Annotated in this window: 19 protein-coding genes; 1 reads left to right on the forward strand and 18 read right to left on the reverse strand. The window is 68.2% G+C overall.

Annotation, left to right across the window (positions count from 1 at the left end; genetic code table 11):
• The 18 genes from ON39_RS41545 to ON39_RS41630 form a co-directional block, all read right to left on the reverse strand.
• Positions 1–1,076: 1-deoxy-D-xylulose-5-phosphate synthase N-terminal domain-containing protein (locus ON39_RS41545; protein WP_040742490.1), on the reverse strand; the 1,076-nt coding region annotated here is incomplete at its 3' end.
• A 3-nt stretch (positions 1,077–1,079) separates the two neighbouring features.
• Positions 1,080–2,087, reverse strand: coding sequence for a UbiA family prenyltransferase (locus tag ON39_RS41550; protein WP_040742491.1), 1,008 nt, complete (start codon positions 2,085–2,087; stop codon positions 1,080–1,082).
• 93 nt (positions 2,088–2,180) lie between these two features.
• A complete protein-coding gene (locus ON39_RS41555; RefSeq protein ID WP_051187781.1) occupies positions 2,181–3,332 on the reverse strand; it encodes an FAD-dependent monooxygenase in 1,152 nt (383 codons plus the stop codon).
• A gap of 9 nt (positions 3,333–3,341) precedes the next feature.
• Complete coding sequence (gene fabG / locus ON39_RS41560) at positions 3,342–4,142, reverse strand: 3-oxoacyl-ACP reductase FabG (RefSeq protein WP_040742528.1); 801 nt, start codon at positions 4,140–4,142, stop codon at positions 3,342–3,344.
• Between the two features lie 17 nt (positions 4,143–4,159).
• Complete coding sequence (locus ON39_RS41565; RefSeq protein ID WP_063713473.1) at positions 4,160–5,923, reverse strand: FAD-dependent monooxygenase; 1,764 nt, start codon at positions 5,921–5,923, stop codon at positions 4,160–4,162.
• The gene (locus tag ON39_RS51015; RefSeq protein ID WP_246002711.1) at positions 5,920–6,720 is read right to left on the reverse strand and encodes a hypothetical protein; all 801 of its coding nucleotides are present in this window, start codon (positions 6,718–6,720) and stop codon (positions 5,920–5,922) included. Before ON39_RS51015 ends, ON39_RS41565 begins: the two co-directional genes overlap by 4 nt.
• 41 nt (positions 6,721–6,761) lie before the next feature.
• Positions 6,762–9,266 (reverse strand): ABC transporter permease, encoded by a 2,505-nt coding sequence (locus tag ON39_RS41575; protein ID WP_040742492.1) that lies wholly within the window; start codon positions 9,264–9,266, stop codon positions 6,762–6,764.
• Complete coding sequence (locus tag ON39_RS41580) at positions 9,263–9,979, reverse strand: ABC transporter ATP-binding protein (RefSeq protein WP_040742494.1); 717 nt, start codon at positions 9,977–9,979, stop codon at positions 9,263–9,265. The genes ON39_RS41575 and ON39_RS41580 overlap by 4 nt, the downstream gene beginning before the upstream one ends.
• A gap of 9 nt (positions 9,980–9,988) precedes the next feature.
• The gene (locus ON39_RS41585; protein WP_040742495.1) at positions 9,989–10,429 is read right to left on the reverse strand and encodes a DUF4345 domain-containing protein; all 441 of its coding nucleotides are present in this window, start codon (positions 10,427–10,429) and stop codon (positions 9,989–9,991) included.
• Entirely contained in the window at positions 10,426–11,361 is a 936-nt protein-coding gene (locus tag ON39_RS41590) for an aromatase/cyclase (RefSeq protein ID WP_040742496.1), read from the reverse strand. Before ON39_RS41590 ends, ON39_RS41585 begins: the two co-directional genes overlap by 4 nt.
• Positions 11,358–12,590: a ketosynthase chain-length factor gene (locus ON39_RS41595; protein WP_085998357.1), complete on the reverse strand. Its 1,233-nt coding sequence runs from the start codon at positions 12,588–12,590 to the stop codon at positions 11,358–11,360. The genes ON39_RS41590 and ON39_RS41595 overlap by 4 nt, the downstream gene beginning before the upstream one ends.
• Positions 12,587–12,910: a TcmI family type II polyketide cyclase gene (locus tag ON39_RS41600; protein WP_040742497.1), complete on the reverse strand. Its 324-nt coding sequence runs from the start codon at positions 12,908–12,910 to the stop codon at positions 12,587–12,589. The genes ON39_RS41595 and ON39_RS41600 overlap by 4 nt, the downstream gene beginning before the upstream one ends.
• A 44-nt stretch (positions 12,911–12,954) precedes the next feature.
• Positions 12,955–13,575, reverse strand: a complete 621-nt coding sequence (locus ON39_RS41605; RefSeq protein WP_040742498.1) for an SAM-dependent methyltransferase — start codon at positions 13,573–13,575, stop codon at positions 12,955–12,957.
• Positions 13,576–13,620: 45 nt separating this feature from the next.
• Positions 13,621–14,946 (reverse strand): acyltransferase domain-containing protein, encoded by a 1,326-nt coding sequence (locus tag ON39_RS41610; protein ID WP_051187783.1) that lies wholly within the window; start codon positions 14,944–14,946, stop codon positions 13,621–13,623.
• Positions 14,943–15,917, reverse strand: a complete 975-nt coding sequence (gene fabD / locus ON39_RS41615; RefSeq protein WP_083895017.1) for an ACP S-malonyltransferase — start codon at positions 15,915–15,917, stop codon at positions 14,943–14,945. The genes ON39_RS41610 and fabD overlap by 4 nt, the downstream gene beginning before the upstream one ends.
• Positions 15,914–17,095: a cytochrome P450 gene (locus ON39_RS41620; RefSeq protein WP_040742499.1), complete on the reverse strand. Its 1,182-nt coding sequence runs from the start codon at positions 17,093–17,095 to the stop codon at positions 15,914–15,916. Before ON39_RS41620 ends, fabD begins: the two co-directional genes overlap by 4 nt.
• Before the next feature lie 26 nt (positions 17,096–17,121).
• Complete coding sequence (locus ON39_RS41625; RefSeq protein ID WP_040742501.1) at positions 17,122–18,393, reverse strand: beta-ketoacyl-[acyl-carrier-protein] synthase family protein; 1,272 nt, start codon at positions 18,391–18,393, stop codon at positions 17,122–17,124.
• A gap of 360 nt (positions 18,394–18,753) precedes the next feature.
• Entirely contained in the window at positions 18,754–19,692 is a 939-nt protein-coding gene (locus ON39_RS41630; protein ID WP_157195625.1) for a ParB/RepB/Spo0J family partition protein, read from the reverse strand.
• Between the two features lie 307 nt (positions 19,693–19,999).
• Between ON39_RS41630 and ON39_RS41635 the strand changes: the two genes are divergently transcribed.
• Positions 20,000–21,211 carry a sensor histidine kinase gene (locus ON39_RS41635; RefSeq protein WP_157195626.1) on the forward strand — a complete coding sequence of 404 codons (1,212 nt, stop codon included), beginning with the start codon at positions 20,000–20,002 and terminating at the stop codon, positions 21,209–21,211.
• The last annotated feature ends 3 nt before the right edge of the window (positions 21,212–21,214 follow it).

A 21,214-nucleotide genomic window follows, 5' to 3' on the forward strand; every position in this document is an offset into this window, starting at 1 on the left:
AACCGTTCACCGAACGCCGACAAGCCGGTCGGCCCCGGCATGGCGGCGGTGATCGCGACGATGTCATCGCGTCGCGCGGCCAACCGGATCAACTCGGCGGAGAAGACCGAGGTCCAGTTCTGCGCATTCGTGGTGGACGCGAGGACTCGCCCTGTGGCGGGGTCGAAGGGACCGGGGCCGTGCATCTGGTCGACTCGATGATTCTCCGCAGGTTGGTAGCCCATTCCCTTTCGCGTGACGGCGTGCACTATCACCGGGCCGCCGAACGCTTTCGCCCCGCGCAGGGCGGCCTCGAGCGCGGCGGTGTCGTGTCCGTCGATCGGGCCCACATACTTCAGACCGAGGTCGCCGAACAGCATCTGCGGGCTCACCGCGTCCTTCAGCCCTTCCTTCAGCGCGTGGAGCAGGCGGTACAGCGCCGCACCCACGACAGGGACGCGGGGTAGGAATCGCTTGACCGCGGCCAGCACGCGCTCGTAACCGGTTTCCATCCGCAACACGGCCAACCGGCGCGCCAGTCCGCCGATGGTCGGGGCATACGAGCGGCCGTTGTCGTTGACGACCACCACGATGGAGCGGTCGCTGCCCGCGGCGATGTTGTTCAACGCTTCCCAGCACATACCGCCGGTCAGCGCGCCGTCTCCCACCACGGCGACCACACTCCGATGGGATTGCCCGGTCAGCGCGAAGGATTTGGCCAAACCATCCGCGTACGACAGCGCGGCCGACGCGTGGGATGACTCGGTCCAATCGTGCGGGCTCTCCGCCCGGCATGGATATCCCGAAAGCCCGTCCCGCAGGCGCAACTCGTCGAATCGGTCACGCCGGCCGGTGAGGATCTTGTGGACGTAAGCCTGGTGTCCCGTATCGAATATGAATGGGTCCGTCGGCGAATCGAAGGCCCGGTGCATCGCCAGCGTCAACTCGACTACGCCGAGGTTGGATCCGAGATGTCCGCCGGTAGCCGCCACTTTGTGCACCAGGAATTCCCGGATCTCGGAGGCCAGCTGGGCCAGTTGCGAGGTGTCGAGCGCGCGAAGGTCGTCCGGGGCGTCGACGGTGGGCAGGATGTCCATGATTCACCAATCGGCCAGGACGAACAGAGCCAGAACGACTGTGCCCCAACCCAAGACGGCCAGCACCGCGGGAACCGCCTTGGCCGCCGGGCGCAGCGCCGTCACCATCGCATCGCGCGGGAGTCCACGGGTCACCGCGCGGATACGCCAGAGATAGCCGCCCGCCAGGGCGGCGGCCAGCGCGAAAGGCAAGAAACCCCAGGTCATCCCGGACCGTGCGGTGACCGTCGCGACGACTGTCACCGCACCGAGCACCACTGATCCGAGCGCGGCCGCGATCGCCCGGGACAACCCGAGCGCGACAACGAAGGTGCGGATGCCGTATTTCTCGTCCTCGGGCAGGTCTTCGGCGGTGTTGACGACGATCACCCCGGCCATCGCCAATGCGTACCCGGCCAGCTCGATGACCGCGCTCCAATCCCAGGGACGGTCGGCGGCACGCAGAATGCCCAGGCCGGGGACGAACAGCAGGACCGCGAACAATGTCGGAATCTGCCAGATACCACGGGATTTCAAGTGCAACGGCGGCAGCGAGTACTGCACACCCAGCAGTCCACCGAGTAGTCCGATGAGGAGGAGATCGTAGTGCCCGGAGCTCACGACCAGCCACGTCGCGACCACGGCGATCACGATGCCCGTTGCGACGATCTGACGCACCACATTGGGTACGCCGAGACCGCGGACGGCGTCGGCTTGACCCGGTTTGTACTCCTGATCCTCCCAGCGATCGGCGAGGCAGTTCACCATATTGCCGATTTGAATACCCAGGACTACCAGGACCGCGGCCGCCGCGGTCTGCCAGGACAGCACATCGGCCCACTCGCGGGCACCGACCAGAAGCGGCACGAAAAGTACCGTGAGACCCATCGGCAGGAACTCGACGCGGCGGATGCGCCCGCTGTGCGCCATCCGTTGCCGTAGCCCTACCGGCGGGCCGGTCTCCTCCGGTGACGCGGTGAGGATCCGGGTGAGCCGGGCGCGCAGTGGCAGGGTATTCGAAGTGGACGACATAGTTCTTCCTCAGTGCTCGTTGATTGATGGGTGCTCGACCAGCCACACGACTGGTTCACCCCGATCGGACGTGCTGCCACGAGAACGACTGGTCTAGACCGTGAACAGCGCACCCGACGGCCAGCCCGAGACAGCCTCGGCCAGCCGGGCCGAAATCTCGGGAACGGCGAGAAGTTGACCGAGCAACGCGCGCAGCGGCTCGATCTTCGGATGACCGAGCAGCAATACCTCTTGGGCGGCGACCACCGCCGCGGCCGCAGCACCTGCGGCGTGACGCTGATCGTGATAAGACTCCAGTAGGCCGCCGGGCGCGCGTCCGGTGATCGTCATGGCCAGCTTCCAGCCCAGCTCGATCGCGTCGTGGATGCCCTGGTTCAACGACATGCCGCCTACGTGCAGGTGCCGGTGCGCGGCATCACCGGCCAGCAGCACCCGTCCGCGGCGGAATCGGTCGACCAGCCGAGATTCGTTGTCGAACAGGCCGATTCGCCGCACGGTCGCGCCGTCGAGACGTTCTCCGGTAACCCGGTGCCACTCGCGGACGAGCTCGTCCGGCTCCACCCGTCCCGCCGGTCGGTGATATCCGTACGCGTGCACCATCACCCTCGTGCCGCCGTCTTCCCGGCTCGCGGCCACCGCCAGCCCTGCCGGTAGCCGCTGGAACCGCCGCGGTTGGAGTTCGATGCCGTCGAGATCAGCCCACAGCAACGTCCTGGTCGCGGATGTCCCGGGAAAGGCGAAGCCCCCACGGGCACGGACCACGCTGTCGTGACCGTCGCAACCGACGAGATAGCCGGCGGTGATCGACACCGGGCCTGTGGGGGTCTGTAGCTCTGCACGCACTCGATCACTGGCCGTGAATCCGGTCAGCTCGTGCGACCGCAGAACAGGCACGCCGAGTTCGCGTGCGCGAGCGTCGAGCGCGGCGGTCAACCGCGGCTGCGGAATCCGCCAGTGCCCGCGAAACCGGCTGCGTACCCCCTCCAGCGACAGCGGCAGGCCGCCGAAGTGCCCGGTGCCGACGCGCGGCAGCGGGCCGAGTCCGCCGAGCAGGTCACGCCGGTCCAGGAACTCCATTGTGCGGGAATCCACCTGCGATGCCCTCGGCTCGTCGCTCGGCGCCGCGGCACGCTCTACGACCAACACACCCACACCATGTTGTGCGAGTTCGGTCGCCAGGACGAGTCCGACCGGACCCGCTCCGACGATGAGTACCTGGGTGGCCGACGAGCAGTTCGCACCCATCTGCGCCTCTCAGAAGTTGCCGAGACCGCCGCACACGTTGAGCGCCTGGGCGGTGATCGATGCCGCGAGTGGTGAGGCCAGGTAGCCGACGAGCCCGGCGACCTCCGCCGGTGTCGAATACCGGCCGAGCGGGATCTTGGCCTGGAATTTCGCCAACACCTCGGCCTCGGTACTGCCCCACGCCTCGGCGTAGCTCTGCCGGACGCGCTGTGCCATAGGGGTTTCCACATACCCCGGGCATACCGCGTTCACCGTGATCCCGGTCGGCGCCAGTTCGTTGCCCAGCGCCTTGGTGAAGCCGACGACGCCGTGCTTCGCGGCCGAATACGGCGCACCGAGCACGACCCCCTGCTTGCCCGCGGTCGAGGCGATATTGATGATGCGTCCCCAACCCCGTTCCCGCATACCGCTGTTCAGCACGGCGCGGGTAGCGTAGAACACACTGTCCAGGTTGGTGGCGAGGACATCGCGCCACAGGTCGTCGGCCAGTTCGGCGGTGACGCCGCCACCACTTCGTCCGGCGTTGTTGACCAGGATGTCGATCCGCCCATACGTCGTGACCGCATTGGCGACCAGCCCTTCGACCTGCTCGGCCGAGCGCACGTCACAGGCGAGGCCCGCCGCCTTGCCGCCTTCGGCGGTGAGCCGGTCGACCGTCGCCGCGACAGCGGCCGCGTCCCGGGCGCAGAGGTAGACCCGGTCTCCCTGTGCGGCAAGATATTCGGCGATAGCCAGCCCGATACCACTGGTCGCGCCCGTGACCACCGCCACCCGATCGAAGACGCCGGAGGCGCGCTGCTCATCGACCACAGCCGGTTCCTCCGCCCTCATCGCGGGGCGCCGTTGAACAACTCGAGCAGCTGCCGTGGGGTGCGAGCCTCATCGGCGACCTGCAGATCGACCGTGCGCCCGAACTCTCTGGCCAGCCGGGCATTGGCCTCCATCACCGCGACCGAGTCATAACCCATGTCCTCGAAGTCGACGTCGAGGAGGTCACCGTCCGGTGGTGGGGCATCCCCGGACACCTCGCGCAGCAACCGCATCAGATCATCGACCGTGATCTCTGACGTACTCATCGAAATCCTTTCGTGGGTCAGCGGTTCGGCGCCGACGCCGAACCAGGTGCACATGGCCTCCGTCAAGGGACCGGTATCGCCGTCGCGATGGCGCAACCACGCGATATGACCATCGGGGCGCAGCAAGACGGCCTCGAGGCCCGCCAGTTGTTCGTTCGCACCATCCGGGTCCGGCCGGGCAACCACCAGGTCCACCCGATCGGTCCAACCCGCGGCCTCGGCGCAGGTGTGTCCACCGTCGAGGTCGAGGAGGACGCCCCGCGCGGAGCGCAGCAGCACCGTTGTGTTCGTCCGCCCGTGACGGGTGTGCAGATCCTGCTGGGGCATTCGGCGGCCGAGCAGCGGATGCTCGCCGCGGCCCATGTCATAGCGTGCGTCCACGCCGGCCACCGCGGCGGCCAGATACCGGGCCACGTCATCGAAGCCGACGAGTTCGCGCAGCAGTTCGCGCACGGGTTCGGCGGTCGGTCCGCCGAGCATGAGGAATCCCTGTGCGCGGGTGTTCTGTAATACCTTGGCGCCCACCGGATGCCGTTCGTGATGATAGGTGTCCAGGAGGGCGTCGGACGCGTAACCTGCGGCTACCAGGCCGAGTTTCCAGCCGAGGTTGACCGCGTCCTGGATGCCTACGTTCAGCCCCTGACCACCGGCCGGCAGATGAATGTGTGCCGCATCGCCGGCCAGCAGGATCCGACCTCGCCGATACTGCGTCACCTGGCGGGTGGCGTTGCCGAACGCGCTGGTCCACAGCGGCTCCGCCGTGCCGATGTCCTGTCCGGTCAAGCGGCGCCAGGCGGTGGCGACCTCCTCGAAGCTCGGCGCCTCGTCGTCCGATCTGGGGCGCGCGCCGTGTTCGTGCAGGATGATCCGGTAGACGCCGCCTCCGAGATGCCCGGACATCACCATTCCGCCCGGCACGTGCTCACCGAAGGGACGGGCCGCTATCTCGCAGCCGCGTAGGTCGGCCAGCATCATCTCCAGAGTGGCCGCAGTACCCGGGAACTCGTGACCCGCGAGCCTGCGTACGGTGCTGCGCCCGCCGTCGCAGCCGACCACGAAATCCGCGACCACCTCGACTGTGCCGTCCGGGCCCGCGATCGTGGCGGTGACCGCGTCCGAATCCGGGCTCAGCGCGGTCAGCGTGGCGCCACGCCATATCCGCGCGCCGAGATCACACACCCAGGACTCCAGCACCGCCTCGGTGTGCGCCTGCGGAATCCCTTGCGCCCCATGGGTTCCGAAGTGTGGGCCGTCGAGCAAGCCGAAATCCAATGGCACGCCCCCGAAATGGCCGAATCGGTTGGTCGCGAGCATACCGAAGCGCGGCAGCAGGTCGCGCTGGTCGAAAATCTCCATGGTGCGGGCGTTGAAGCCGAGGCCACGGGATTCCCCGGTCGGCCTGACCAGAGTTTCCACGACCAGAACCTCGGTTCCGGCCAGCCGCAACTCGCCTGCCAGCATCAGCCCGGTCGGTCCCGCGCCGATCACCAGCACCGTCGGATCCGCTGTTCTCATGTCCGACCTCCTGTCTCGCGCAGCCTTTCCGACTGTCCGCCGACCATTTCCAGTAGCTCGTCGATGTCGTACTCGGCTCGTCCCGGCGAGCCGTAACGGATCAACTTGCCGCGACTGGCCCACTGCCGGATGGTGGCCTCGGTAACGCCGGCTGCGAGCGCGGCCACCCGAGTCGGTACCCGTCGTCCGGCCCCGCCTCTGCCGGACTCGACGATGCCCGGCTCGACCAGCCGCGCCAACGAAAGGCGATGGCCTCTGGCACAACAGGCGCTCGCGGGCATCGTCGCCGAGGCCGAGGGGGCGATCGTCACCGGAGCAGTGCAGCCGGGCTCGGCACAGACGGGTTGCGGCGCGGTGCGGTCAGCGTCGCGATCCAGCGCCGACAACGCTGATCGGACCAGTCCGTCCAGCTCCTCCATAAAATCGGCGATACCGGGGTGCCTACGCAGCCATGGCCAGTGCACGATCAGGAACTGGGCCGCTTCGGCGACCTCGGTCGTCACGGGTGCGGCGACCGGTCGCTCGTCGACGACGAGCGCCACCCAGCAGGCAAGCACATCGTGAATGGCCGAGCGAACCACCACCAGTTCGGGACTCAACGCAGTACCGCGTTTGTGGCTTCCGGACACCCGCTCCATGACGGCGCGCCGGCGGGCCGTGCCCGCCATGGATTGCAGGCACTCGGCATAGAGCGCGGGCAACGCGGAAAGCCTTGCCCGCGCGTCCATTTCGCAACTAGCGCAGCCCGCGGCGAAAACTCCGGGCCCGCAGGCACGGCAGAACTCGAGAGACAGCATGTCACTTCCACCCATCGGAATCGGTGCCGAGCGCGGTCGGCTCAGTCGGCCGCGATCGCCTCGACTACGTTCATGCGCGCCGCGCGTGTCGCGGGCGGCAGCGCACCCAGCGTGCACAACACGATGGCGACGCCGCCGTACACCAGAGCCAGGCCACCGACGCGGAACGTGATATCCACCGCCGTCGTGGTCGACATCGACACGGTGGCCAGGTAGTGCAGAGCGGTACCACAGAGCAGACCGATGGCTCCGCCGACCAGGCCGACTCCGCAGGCCTCGGCGATGACCGCCCGCGACATCATCCGCCGCGACGATCCGAGCGCGCGCAAGATGCCGATTTCGCGTCGGCGAGCGAGCACCGAAAGCATCAGAGTATTGGTCAACGCGACGGCGGCCAGCAACGCGATCACCCATTGCAGAGCCACTGTCATCGCCCCGACCTGCGCGATATTGCCCACGGCGCCGACGTAACCCGCTTCGCCGGTGAATACGTAGACCGAATCGGGCACCGCCGCTCGTACTCGAGTCGCCAGTTCAGCGGCGTCGCGATCTGGGGCCGCCCGCACCGCCAACTGGGTGGCGCCGGGGCGGGCGAACCATTCCTGCAATTGCCGCAGGCTCATCGCGATGGTGCCGCCCACCGGGGACAACACACTCACCACACCCAACAGCGTCGTTTCTCTGGCCCCGCCGGGCGTCGCGATCGGCACGCTGTCGCCCACCCCGTAGCCGAACCGTTCCGCGAGCTGGCGCGAGATCACTATGCCTTCGCCTCGAATTACTCTGCGGCGCAACTCATCCGACATCAGGTGCGCGGTGACGCCGGCGGCCCCGTCGGCCAGGCCTTCGACCGAGACCCGGACGCCGTGTACCGACAGGAAGGCCCACTGCTCGGGTACCACCGCGGCGACCCCCGGCACGCGGGACACGGCGTCGGCAACGCCCTCGGGCAAGCTCGCGCCCGCCGGAAGGACGTCGCTGGGGCTGGTGGACACGACCACATCGACATCCCGTAGCCCCGCGAAACTGGCCTCGGCCGACGTGATCATGTTCGCCGTCGCACCGGAGCTGGCCACCCCCAGCGCCACCGCGGTGGCAACCGTGAGCATCATCGCCCAGGTCCGGCGGGGTGCCCGGCGCATGGCCGCCGCGGCCACCGGGCCCGCAGGACCGAGCCGGCCGGCGACCCGTGCCGACAACTCCGCGATCGGAGTCATGACCGCGACGCTGACCCCGAGCAGCCCGACCACGAACAACCCAGCGGCGGCGAACACCAGGGGACTGTGCACGATTCGCGCCGCTACGAACGCCACCACCATCGCGAAGCCGCCGGCGATCGCGGCGACCGCCGCGAACCGGATCGGAATCTGCTCGGCGGCAATGGTTTCCGCACTCTGCAACGCTTCGACCGGGGTGACCGTGAACACCTGCCGCACCGCGACCGCCGAGGCGGCCACCGCGGCGCCCACACAGGCCAGTACGGCGACGGGCACGGCATACCACGGAAGGATGAACTCGATGCGGGCCGAGACCGCCTGGATCAGGAACGGCGGTAGCCGCCCGATCACGAAGCGTCCGAGCAGGATTCCGACCGGTGCTCCCAGCAGCCCGGCGACCAGGCCGAGCACCGCGGACTCGCTCAGCAGGTCCCGTACCATCATCGCCCGGCTTGCGCCCAGCGCGCGCAGAACCGCGATGGATCGCCTGCGCTCGGCGACGGTCATGCTGGCGACGTTGAATACCAGGAACGCGGCGACCACCAGTGAGACCGCCGAGACCAGCAGCGTGATACTGCGGGTCAGCGCGACCGCGTCGCCGGTCTGCGCGGTTCGCAGTCCTAGCCCGGACACCACGGCGCGGCCGGCGACCGCGTCCGTCACCGCCTGCGTCACCGCGCGAGAATCGGCGTCTTGCCGTTTCACCACATAGATCAGGTCGACCCGGCCAGGCCGGTCGGCGATGCGCTGCGCCAGCGGCAGGGGGGCGATGACGAAATATCCTCCGTTGATCTGCTCGGCGGCCGCCCCGCCGACTACCGCGGCGACCCGTACGGTCGTGGCGCCGATCGGATACGGATCCCCTTCGCTCAGCCCCATCCGATCGCCCACCACGACCCCATTCGGAGTACGCAGCAGTGCCGATCCGAGCTGTACCTGGTCACCGACCGCGGCTTGGAGACGAGAGTGCAGAGCGGAGATGCGCGCGTCGGCGCCGAGCACTGTGATGCGCTGCGCGCCCGCGGGCAGCTGGATCTGCAGCATCGGTACGGCGGTCGCGACCCCGGGGGCCGCACCCACCGCGGAGACGATCTCCTCGCCGAACCCGGTGTCGGAGAGGCCGGATACCTGCAGATCGGCGGCCCCGGCGAGGCTCTCGGTCAGCCTGCTCACCGAGCCGGCCAGCGAACCATAGGTCCCCAGCACCGCCACCAGCAGTGCCGACGACGCGGCCAGCACCGCGACCACAGCGGCCACTCGTCCACGGAACACCACGATCTGACGCATATTCAGGACACGCAACCGGCTCAGCACGCTGCCCAGGCTCATCGCGCCACCTCCGCGGCCACTGCGTCGGCCGAGCGCGTATCCGCTCGAATCTTGCCGTCGACCAACGACACCCGACGGTCGGCCCACTCCGCCGCGGTGCGGTCGTGGGTGACCATGACCACCAGCCGAGGCGCCGCGGTGTCCTTCGCCAAAGCCCCGAGCACGTCGAGGACTTCGCGTCCGGTCTTGGAGTCCAGGTTCCCGGTCGGCTCGTCGGCGAGTATCACCGGCGGATCCATCATCAACGCCCGTGCTACGGCGACCCGCTGCATCTGTCCTCCGGAGAGCTCGGCGGGGCGATGTTCGGCTCGATCGCCGAGACCGACCGACTCGAGCGAGCGCGTCGCCGCGGGTCGTGCCCGCGCCAGGCTCTGCCCACCGAGCAGTGCGGGCACCGCGACGTTTTCCCAGGCGGTCAGCGTCGGCAGCAGGTTGAAGAACTGAAAGACGAAACCGACTCTGCGCAAACGGAATTCCGACTGTGCCCGATCGCCGAGACCGCCGATCTCGGCTCCGTCGAACCGCACCGACCCGGAGCTGGGTGTGTCCAGTGCGCCGAGGATGTGTAACAGGGTGCTCTTACCTGCCCCGGAGGGTCCGGTCACGGCTACGAACTCCCCCGCGTCCAGCGCCAGGTCAATGCCGTCCAACGCACGCACGTCGGCGCCGCCCACTCGGTAGACGCGCTCGACCTCTCGCAGTTCCAGCAGCATGAACCCTCCTCATCCTCGGCGATGCCGGTTCGCGACCCGCCTGTGCCACAGCCACAACAGCGGCATCCCGGCCAGTTCCGCGGCCCATGCCCCGACGAACACCGGGTGCGGACGCCCGCGCCGGCCGACCCGGACGGTGCGGGCCAGGCCGCCGACGAAGGCCGTGCCCAGCAGGACAGTCATCAACTCGGACTTCTCCTCGATACGCGGCACGGCCGCGACCGCTCCGACGCCACTGGCGAACCAGAACGCGTTGACGAACGCGAACTGATTGTCGATCGACGCGGGTACTGCGCCACCGCCGGGAATTCCCTGCGGGCCCTTCACCATTCCGTACAGTCCGGTCGACAGCGGTAACACCGCGCCGGCACCCATCACGAGTTGCAATGCACGCCGTCCGCTCAGTGTTCGCCGTACCGCGGACAAGCCCTGGCCCTCGGTCGCGGTCATATCCGGCTCCCTTCGGCGAACTGTCGCGCGGCACGCAAGGTCGCACCGCTGTTGCCTCGCAGAGCCTCGGTGACGAACGCACGCGCATCGGCGACGGTCGCCGCGGATCCGAGCACATCGGTGACCTTCGGGGCGGCGATCCGCACGGTATGGCCTGCGGTGGCCCGCACGCCGGACGGGCCGTCGGACACCGTCCACCAGCCGAGGTGCAGCGACATCAGCGCGGGCAGCACCGTCTGCTTGTAGACGATTCGCTCGTTGGGAAAACACACTCGAACGGACTCGGTGCTGTGCGTCGAGCCGTCGCGGGTGCGGGTGTCCATGCGCAGGGCTTGCACACCGCCGCCGAGCTCGCGGCACTCCGACACGACGACATGCGGCAGACGCCGCGACCATTCGGCCCCGGCCGCCAGAAACTCGTACACCGAATCTCGATCGGCGTCGATGTGGATCGTGTCTTCGATGGTGAACTGCGATTCCTCGTCGTCTGCCGCGAAAAAGGCCGCCAGCGAGGCCAATTCGCTCGTACTGTTGCGTTCGACCGCGGTAGCGATCCACTGCGTGGCGGCCGGATCGTCGTCGACCGCACGAAAATGGTGATCCAGCCGAACCCGGCACGTGCCCACCGCGGTGGACTCGACCTGCCAGCTGCCGCCCATCGCGGCAACCGGTGCCGCCGACCGCTCCTGCCGGAAATCGATGCGGCGTTGCGCCAGGTCGAAGTCGCGGCGCGAGGTCCAACTCTTGACACTGTCATTCGCCGTCGCCCAAATACGAAGGCGTTCCATGGATTTCGACTTCTCCAACACCTCGACATGCACGGTCGGCGCGAAGAGACAGGGCCAGTCGGCGGCGTGCGCGAGCGCCGCGTACACCTGGTCGGCCGGGGCGTCGACCTCGACGTCGTGCCGGGTCGTGTGGTTCGTTGTCACAGCTGTCCTTCCGGTGACTCCGTCTGCTCGGCGGCCACGACGACCGCGGAGTTGAACCCGCCGTGGCCGCGGGCCAGCACCAGCGCCGCCCGCACCGGCCGCCGCCGCAGGCTGGTCACCAGGTCGATGCGGTAGGCCGGCGCGGCGACCGACCGCACCGTCGGCGGAATGACGGCGTCGCGGATCGACAGCAATGCCGCGACAACATCGAGCGGGCCGCCACCACTGCCGAGTCGCCCGGTCATCGTCTTCGGGACGGTGACCGGGACGCCGTACGGACCGAACACGTCACAGAGGGCGGCGGCCTCGTGCCGATCGGCGTCCGGCGACGCCGCACCGTCGGCGAACACCACGTCGATGTCGGCCGGCTCGAGTTCGGCGTCGGCCAGCGCCAGCCGCATCGCGGTCGCCAGTCCCGGCGGGCGATCACTGCCCGGCCGTGGGTCGAAGGTGGCCGCGTACCCGGCGAGCCTGCCGTAGACGCGCGGCACCGCTCGGCGCCGAGCCGCCGCGGCGTCCTCCAGCACCAGCATCGCGCCGCCTTCGCCGGGCACGTAACCGCTTGCGTCGGCATCGAAGGGCCGATACGCGCGGTCCGGGTCGTCGGCCCGGCTCAGCCGGTCGTCGGCCAGGTGCGCGGCCCAACCCCACGGACACAACGAGCTGTCGGTACCGCCCGACAATGCCAGTTCCGCACCACGCCGCAGTTGCCTGCGCGACTGCGCGAGCGCGTCGAGACCGCCCGCGTGGTCGGAGACCACCACGCCGGTCGGTCCGCGCAGATCGTGCCGAATAGCTATCTGCCCGGTGTTCACCGCGTAGAACCAGGCGAAGGACTGGAACGCGCTCACGTGATCGCTGCCCTGGCTCCACAGATTCTGCAGTTCTCGCTGTCCGAACTCGTAACCGCCGGAGGTCGCTGCCGTGACGACACCGACCCTGTCGCGGTCGGCGACGGACGGATCGTAGGCGGCGTCCGCCAGCGCGGCCTCGGCCGCGACCAGGGCGAAACGGGTCATTCGATCGGTTTGTGGCAACAACCGCGCCGGCACGGCCCCCTCGGCGTCGAAATCATTGATCTCCCCGGCACATCGGGCCGGATATCGATCGGTGTCGAACGCGGTGAGCCTGCCGATCGCGCTGTCCCCGCCACAGCACGCGGCCCAAAAGCTCTCGACGTCCAGACCGTTGGGCGCGATCACGCCGACGCCGGTGAACACCGTGGTCACGACGCCGACCAGTGGTAGAAGCGGGTGGCCATGGCGTCGGCGGGCGTTCGCCAATTCTGGTCGTACGCGGTGATGTACGGACGCAGATCGGCGCTGATCCGCACGAAACGCTCATCCCGTTTGGCCGCCTCGATGCGGTCGGTACCGTGGTCGGACTCGAAGTCCTGCAGATGGAAGTACAGACCTTGATAGGTGAACAGCTCACGCCGTCTGGTGCCCATCACACGCGGCATATCGGTGCTGTCGAAGTCGGCGAATATGGTGGCGACCCGGGCCGCCGACGCCGGATCCATCTTGGCGACAATGAGACTACTGAACACGCGAATACTTCCTTGTGGAGATGATCCCGTCCTGCGTTGCCGCGTCAGGGCTTACGGGTCAGGCGGTACCACTGTGGTGCGGCATCCGCCGCATGCGGACCGGGCACCGAACTCTCTGCGGTAGAGCCGATTTCGTCGACATGCCAGCCCGGAAGATGGCGTTCGAGGTCGATACGCCCCGCACCGTGCGGCGTCGGCCCACGACGTCCCGGCGCGAAGGCGAACAACAGCATCGTTGCTCCGGGCTGGGTGAGCGCGGTGATCTCGGCGCCGTACCGCTGCCGTTGGCGTGCCCCGAGACCATGGAAGCACCCGATGTCGAGCAGCAGCCGGTAGTCGCGGCGGGCCGCCGACGGCAGCGTCCGACGCAGGTCGGTGACGTCTGCCCGATGGAATTCCACGGGGAGACGACGCGTTTCGGCTAGTTCCCTGGCCCGCCGTAGCGCCGGCGCCGCCGTGTCGATGCCGCACGACCGCCACCCGCGCTCGGCCAGCTGCAAGACGTACTCTCCTGTGCCGCAGCCGATGTCGAGCGCCGAGCTGCCTTCCGGATGGGCCAGTTCCTCGGTGCGCAGTAGTGCGCCGAGGCGGCCGGCGAGCACGGGCCGAGCCCGCTCCCACGGCGTGAAACCGACCCGGTACAACAGTGCGTACGGTATCGCCATTCGAATTGCCTCCTCCTATCGCGATCTCCGGCCGGCCGCGCGCTCTCAGTCCACCCGCCGCGCCGCGACCACCGCATCAGTGGTGAACTGCTGCACGGTGCCGTCCCTGCCATAGATTTCGGCGGTGCCGGTGCCCGAGTACGTTGTGTCGTTCAGTTCGGCCACGACTTCGATATCGACATGAGAAAACGGCAGATCTGAACTGTCGAGGTCTTCTCTGATCCGGTAGCCGAAGCGATGGCCGCCGTCGGCCGACCACTTTCCGGTGCCCGCGCTGACCGGCGTAGTAAGCACCACCGTGCCGTCCAGGCCGAAGGCGATGGTGAACGGATCGGCCCGGCCGTCGTGGGTCGCGGTTCCGGTCCATACCCCCACCGGGGTCGGTTGCTCGGACATCTCGTCACTCCTTTTTCCACTGTGCGCCTGTAGATTTCGTGCCGATCGCGGATCGCGAACGGCGGCAAGTACTTCGGCCGAGCCGACGACCCGGCGTCGCCCGGCACGCACGGCCGGGTGGGTGCGGGCGTGCACCGCGAGTCCCGCGCCGGGCCCGGTATCGGTCAGCACCGCATCGGTGCTCATCAAGAGATCCGACAAGGCGTGCCAGAACAGCACCGGCACGGCGACCTGTCCTGCCCAGAACTCCGGTCGTACCGCCTCCCGCGCTCGAACTCGCCGACCGGTGCGTCCAGACCACAGCGGTATCGACGGAACCGCAGGCACCTCAGCCGCGACGGCGGCTTCGAGCTCCGCGGCGACCGCGGTCATGCCCGGACTGTGCCAAGGCTGCCGCGCACCGATCCGGCGCACCGTGAATCCGCCTGCGCGCAGCGCGGATTCGACGGCCGCCAATTCGACCTCGGGACCGGCGAGCATCGTCCGGCGCGGCGCGTTCACCGCGGCGACGCACACGCCCGCACGCCGCCACTGCGGCGACAGGCGAGACCGCACTTGTCCGGGGGTCGCCGAGACCACGGACATGCCGCCGGCGGGCGCTCGGTCCATGGCGCGCGAACGTGCGTCGACGATGCGGGCGGCCGCCACGAGGTCGAACACCCCGGCCAGGGTCGCGGCCGCCAATTCACCGATGCTGTGGCCCAACAGCGCGACGATCCGCAGATTCGAACGAAGCACCATGACGCCGAAGGCGTATCCCACCGCGAACAGCAGCGGCTGGGCGATCCGGCCGTCATCCAGGTCCGGACTACCCGACAACCACCGTCGCCGCACCAACGCGCCGTCGCCGAGCAGTGCCAGGAACTCGTCGACGGCGTCCGCGAAGACGGGCTCGACCCCGTACAAGTCCCATGCCATGCCGACGTGCTGGCTGCCCTGCCCCGGTAGCAGGAGCGCGATCTCACGAACGGTCACCCGGTCTCCCGGGAGCGGGTCGCGACACCGGGTGCGAGCTTGGCTACAGTGACCGCGAATCGGCCGGAATCCGCGGTGCCGAAGAATTCCGCGTCGGGTTGACTGCGCCGCCCCAACCCGCAGAGCACCTTGCCCGGCCCCACCTCGACGTAGCGGGAAACGCCCGCCGCGGCCATCGTCCGCATCGTGTCCACCCACCGCACCCGGTCGACCAGCTGGCGTCGCAGCGAGAGCACGACCTGCGTCGCCGTCGTCATCGACGCACCGCTCACGCTGGACACCACCGGCACGCGGGGATCGCGAACCCGGACATCGCGCAGCGCGGCGGCGAATTTCGGCTCGATCTCGCGCATCAATGTGCAGTGGGCCGACCCGCCGACCTCCAGCACGACGGCTCGTTCGGCCGCGGTGTCGTCGACCAGCGCCATGAACCGATCGATCGCGGCTGTTTCGCCGGACACCACGACTTGGCGCGGGCTGTTGTGGTTGGCGATCTCGATCACCCGGCCGGTCTCCGCGGCCGCCCGTGCGCACAGCACCTCGACGCGGTCGAGCGGCAGGCCGAGGACCGCGGCCATCCGGCCCGGCACCTCTCGATTGAACGCGGCCATCAACTCCCCGCGCAGCCGCACCAGCCGCAGCGCGTCGAGCCAGTCCAACGCCCCGGCGCATACCAGCGCGGTGAATTCGCCCATGCTGTGGCCGGCCACCACGGCAGGGTGTATCTCGTACTGCCGCAGGGAATACCAAGCCGCAAGACTCGTCAACAGCACTGCGGGCTGGGTTATCGGCATCTCGTTCAACGTCGATGCCGGCCCGTGCAGACACAACTCGGTCAGCCCGAAACCCAGCTCGGCATCGGCGGTTCGATATAGCGGCTCCAGGAGATCCGGCGCAAGATCGAGCAATTCCCGTCCCATCCCGACCCGCTGAGATCCCTGGCCCGGGAAGACGAACGCGACGCGGCTCATGCCCGCAACCGCACGGGGAGGCTCTGCAGGCCCCGAATGACGTTGTGCAACCGCCACACCGGCGCACCGACCGAGATCGTGCGCACCCGGGCGACGAGCGCGCGAAGCAGGGCATGCCCCTCCAGTCTCGCCAGCGCCTGACCCACGCACACGTGGATACCGTGGCCGAAGGCCAAGTGGTTGGCCGCGTTCGGCCGGACGACGCTGAACCGGTCGGGCTCCGCCCAGTACCGCTCGTCACGGTTGGCCGACCCGTAGAGGAGCAGCACGCGGGAGCCCGCGGGGACCGGGGTGTCGCCGATCACGGCATCCTCGGTCAGCAATCGGGTGAATCCGCGCAGTGGTGACTCCAGCCGCAGTATCTCGTTGAACGCGTTGGGGATCAGCGCCGGCTCCGCGCGCAACGAAGCCCACTGATCCGGATGGGCGCCCAGCAACCACAGGGTGCTGGCCAGCGCGCTGACCGAGGTGTCCATGGAGGGAGCGAGGAAGTCACCGAGCAGCGCGGGCAGCAGGCGCTCGTCGACCTTGCCCGCGACTGCCTCGGTCACCAATTCGGCTCCCCAACTGCCCGGCCGGAGGTTGCCGGGCACCGACATGCGGCCGAGGAACTCCCCCATCTCGGCCAGCAACGGAAACCCCGCCATGGTGCGTGCGTTCATCGGCCCCAGTGCGTTGAAACCCGCTGCGGCCCAATTCAATAGGCGCACTCGCCCCTCCTCGTCGGGCCAGCCGAGCAACTCGGGCACCACCGCCAGCGGAAACGCCTGACCGAAGTCCGTCACCGCGTCGAAGCCATCCCGTTCGATCAACTCCTCCACCAACTGATCGGCCCATTGCTGCACCAAGTCCTCGATGTCATTGATCGCCTTGGGTGTGAGATGCCGCGACACCAACCCCCGCACCAGCGTGTGATACGGCGGATCGCTGGTCAGACTGCTGCCGTGTTGAGCGCGGTTGAGTTCCTCGGTGATCCCGACACCCGCGGCCGACGAGAACGTCCGATGGTTACGCAGCGCAAGCTTGACCTCGCGATAGCGGGCGACGGCGAATACACCGTAACCGTCGAGCCGAACCACCGGGCCGAGCGTGCGCAATCGGCGATAGTCCGGGTAAGGGTCGCGGATCGACTCGTCGCTGTAGGGGTCGATATCGGTGACCGGAATTGTCGTCTGCACGAGGCGTCCTCTCCGAATATGTTGGCTCAGTGGCTGATTCGCGCCGGACCGACCAGCACGAGCGCACTCTGGAAACCACCGAAGCCACTGCCCTCGGTGAGGACCGTGTCCACCCGCACTTCGCGGGCGGTCAGTGGCACATAGTCCAGATCGAGCAGCGGGTCGCGGGTGTGCAGGTTCGCGGTGGGCGGGATGGTGTCGTTGTCGATGGCCAACGCCGACGCGGCGATCTCGATGGCGCCGACCGCGCCGAGCGAGTGTCCGATCATCGACTTGATCGAGCTGATCGGCACTCGGTACGCATCGGCGCCGAGACTTCGCTTCAGCGCGGCGGTTTCGTGGATGTCGTTGCGTTTGGTGCCGGAACCGTGCGCGTTGACGTAGTCGATTCGATCAGGCGAAATCCCGGCCTGCGCTAGCGCGGCATCGATGGCCGCGGCCATCTCGACGCCGTCCGCGCGCAATCCGGTCATCGTGTAAGCGTTGCTGCGTGTGGCGTAACCCGCGATCTCTGCGTAGACGTGCGCGCCGCGCCTGCGCGCGGCGGACAGCTCTTCCAGCACGAACATCGCCGCCCCCTCGCCCAGCACGAAGCCGTCCCGCGTCGCGTTGAAGGGGCGGCCGGCATGCTCCGGATCGTCGTTACGCGCCGTCGTCGCCCGGATCGCATCGAAGGAAGCGACGGTGATCGGCGAGATGGGGGCCTCGGTGGCACCGGCGACGACCACGTCCGCCGTACCCTCCTGGATCAGCTCCGCCGCTGCGCCCACCGCGTCGATGCCCGCTGTGCATCCGGTGGACACCACCATGCAGGGCCCTTCCGCGCCGGCCGTCCAAGCCACCTCTGCCGCAAAAGAACTCGGCACGAAGTGGTGATAGAGCTGACGGGTGGTGTAGCGATGGTCGACCAGCCAGTCCCGCCCGTCCGCGCTGGCCGCCCGGTATTCCCGCTCCAGGCTCACCGTCGCGCCGACCGCACTGCCCACCACGACGCCGACGCGGTGCGGATTCGCGCTGTCGACCGGATCCAGACCGCTGTCGGCTACCGCTTCGCGTGCCGCGACCACCGCGAACTGGGCGGCCCGATCCATCCGCAGAATGTCTCGCACATCGAGACCATGTGCGGCGGGGTCGAAATCGATCTCGGCGGCCACTCTCGAGCGAAATCCGGACCCGTCGAATGCGGAAAGGGTGCGCGTCGCGGTCCTGCCGTCGGTCAATTGTTTCCAGAACTCCTTGACCCCGGTTCCGCCGGGTGCGAGCACACCGATACCGGTGACGACAACTCGTCTCTGCACAGTTCCTCCTGAAACAGAAAGATCACCGAGCGCGATCGATGAATTCGTGGAATGGCAATGCCACCGATGAATCGATGACCGAGCGCAGGTTCAGCGGCATCCGAAGCCTTCGAGACCGAAACCCGTTCGGCTGGAACACAATCCGACCGAGGTCAGAGCTGTGGCGCACCGATAGCGTGACACTCGCGCCGCCGAGAGGTCAAGCGGATGAAGCGGGACTCATGAATTCCGCAGCAACGCAGGCGATGTAGCGGGAAAGGTGCGGATGCGGTAATCATGATCACCGGCTCTCAGGACACATACGAAGAAGCCGAGGTGTACCGACACCCCGGCTCGTTCCGCTGGTTGTTGTCGCGGCGCCTATTCGGCGGGCGGATCCGCCCGGTTCGCCACGCCGCGCCCCTCCAGAACCCGGGCGAATTCGAGCAACGCCTGTGCACGCTGCCGAGCGAGTTCGACGACCGCTCCGACGTGGTAGTCAGGTAGATTGCGCACCGCGGCTTGTCGATTGGCCGGATCGAAGCCCGGCATGTCGAGCCAGCGCAACAAATGCCTGCCGGACTCGGTGCGCGCGACCGACGGATCTCGGCGCAAACGTTGCAGCATCGCCGGCACAGCGTCGTATCGCCGCGTGGCCGGTTCCTTCGCGGGCACCTGCTCATCGGCCGACGCGGTACGCAGCCGATCCGGTACGGGGTCGACTCCCTGCCGCAGCCTCCGCCGCGCGTCTTTGACCGTGGCTTCGGAGATATCCGCGGCGTGCGCGACCGCGCGCACCGTCGCGCCGGGGTCGGCGCTGAGTAGTTCGACCGCGCGCAAACGGCCGCGAGCGGTATCCAGGCGATGAACGACACCGTTGCGCGCGACCCGATCGGTGGACTGCGGAATCTCCGCAGCCGCCCGTCGACGAACCGCACCGACCGTCTTGTCCGAGAGTCCGACGACCGCGGCGACGGCCCGATCGGACCACCTGGGGTGCGCACGCAGGATGCGCAGCGCCGCCGCCTTGCGCTCCGCGACGGTCAGCGGGAGGCCTTGTGCCACATTGAGTTTCACGGCAAGCATGAAGGCGTCACACTCGTCGCCCTCGAAGTAGACGGCCGCGATGGTCTCGTAGCCGCACAGTCGTGCGGCCAGTACCCGATGAGCACCGTCTATTATCCGCATCGAGCACCGGCTCACCAGGATCGGCGGCAATGGAGCCGCCGATTCGGCCAGCACTCGCGCGTGCCCGGGGTCGGTGCCACCGAACCGCGGCGAGTCGGGCGGGGCCAGGTCGCGCAACGGTATATGAACCACCTCGGGCACGCTCGGCGAAATCCCCGTCATATCTGACCAACCGCTCATAGAGCCGATCTGCCGCTCCAGGATGTCGAGACGTAACCGCCTGCCGTAGAACGTGATTCAGCTCGTACCTACTACTCTGTGCAGCCCGCTGTCTGCCCCTTTGCCAAGCTACTCGCGTCCACCGGTCCAGAAAATCAACCGAGGTTGGTTCCTCGGTGAACCGACTGGGTAGCGCTGCGCCGGGGGTCAACCGTGGGCGTAGCCAGAAGTACCCCGCCGGTTGATGACTGCTCAGGGCACCCGGGAATATGGTGACCGGGTGCGGACCGTAGCAGCGGGGGGACAGCGACGGTGGCGCGCGGCGTTCCCGCAGATCATCGACGCCGCAGGTCCGATCGTAGTCACCGTGGTCGTGCTGCTCGCCGCCCATGGGAACTACGCCGCGGGGCACAAAAGACTCGATCTGTTCGGCGTCGTTCTCGTTCTCGTCTCCACTCTGCCGACCGCTTTCAGACGCCGGGCCCCGATCGTGAGCTTGCTGGTGTGCTGCGCCGGCGTGACCGCGTTCGCGGCGGCAGGGTACTGGGAAGCGTTGAATGTTCTTGGCTCCTTGATGGCGCTGTACTCCGTGGCCGCCCGCTACCCACCGCCCATCTCCATTCCCGCGGCCGCACTACAGGTGGCCGCCGGGGTGTCCGCGGCGTTCGGCACCGGAGAGGTCACATTCTGGGTCGTCACGGTGTTGACACCGCAATTCAGCTCGGCGGCATGGACTTTGGGGAATCTCGCACGAGTCACGCCCCACCGCGGCAGGAACCGGGGCGCGCAACTCGATCCGAGCGGCCGAACGGGCGCCCGCCGCGCGGTCGTCGAGGAACGGGTCCGGCTGGCACGTGAACTGAACATCACAGTGGCACAGCACATGTCGTCGATCGCACGGTGGGCCGATCTAGCCCGGCATGTCTTCTACACCGATCCGGAGGCCGCTAAGGTCGCGGTCCAATCCATCGAGAACGCCAGCCGCACAGCACTGGACGATATCCGGCGGCTGCTGACACTGCTCCGGCTCGACGTCCCCGGGCCGGATCAAGCCCAGGCCGCCGGCGTCGGCCTCGGCGTCGAGCGGCTCGGTTGGCTCGTGGACAGCGTTACCGCCGCCGGTGCCGCGGTAACTCTTAGCGTCACCGGAACCATCTGCCGCCTGACACCGGGGGCCGACCTGTGTCTATATCGGATTGTCCAAGAGTCGCTGACCGACATGCCCGCGCATGCGAGGGCCACGGTGGCCGTCGACTACCGCGCGGAGCACGTCGTGGTCCACATCACCGGCAGCGGCATCGAGACACCGCGCAGCCGGCGTACCCGGGACGCGGGACCCGGCCTGCGGGAATGGGCCGAGCTCTACGGAGGCACCCTGACCATGACCACGTCGTCGCAGCACACGTTTCGGGTCGCGCTGACCCTTCCGATCATGTCCAACACTGTGCCGGATAATCCGCCGCCGAGCTTCGACACCCCGGATACGTCATAAATC

Source organism: Nocardia tenerifensis NBRC 101015 (assembly GCF_000308715.1).
Taxonomy (GTDB): domain Bacteria; phylum Actinomycetota; class Actinomycetes; order Mycobacteriales; family Mycobacteriaceae; genus Nocardia; species Nocardia tenerifensis.

Bases quoted from the DNA above. Each gene is read 5' to 3' on its own strand.
- fabD (WP_083895017.1), bottom strand. From the start codon at position 15,917: ATGAGCCGCGTCGCGTTCGTCTTCCCGGGCCAGGGATCTCAGCGGGTC.
- ON39_RS41565 (WP_063713473.1), bottom strand. From the start codon at position 5,923: ATGAGAACAGCGGATCCGACGGTGCTGGTGATCGGCGCGGGACCGACC.
- ON39_RS41555 (WP_051187781.1), bottom strand. From the start codon at position 3,332: ATGGGTGCGAACTGCTCGTCGGCCACCCAGGTACTCATCGTCGGAGCG.
- ON39_RS41580 (WP_040742494.1), bottom strand. From the start codon at position 9,979: ATGCTGCTGGAACTGCGAGAGGTCGAGCGCGTCTACCGAGTGGGCGGC.
- ON39_RS41585 (WP_040742495.1), bottom strand. From the start codon at position 10,429: ATGACCGCGACCGAGGGCCAGGGCTTGTCCGCGGTACGGCGAACACTG.
- ON39_RS41550 (WP_040742491.1), bottom strand. From the start codon at position 2,087: ATGTCGTCCACTTCGAATACCCTGCCACTGCGCGCCCGGCTCACCCGG.
- ON39_RS41605 (WP_040742498.1), bottom strand. From the start codon at position 13,575: ATGGCGATACCGTACGCACTGTTGTACCGGGTCGGTTTCACGCCGTGG.
- ON39_RS41575 (WP_040742492.1), bottom strand. From the start codon at position 9,266: ATGAGCCTGGGCAGCGTGCTGAGCCGGTTGCGTGTCCTGAATATGCGT.
- ON39_RS51015 (WP_246002711.1), bottom strand. From the start codon at position 6,720: ATGCTGTCTCTCGAGTTCTGCCGTGCCTGCGGGCCCGGAGTTTTCGCC.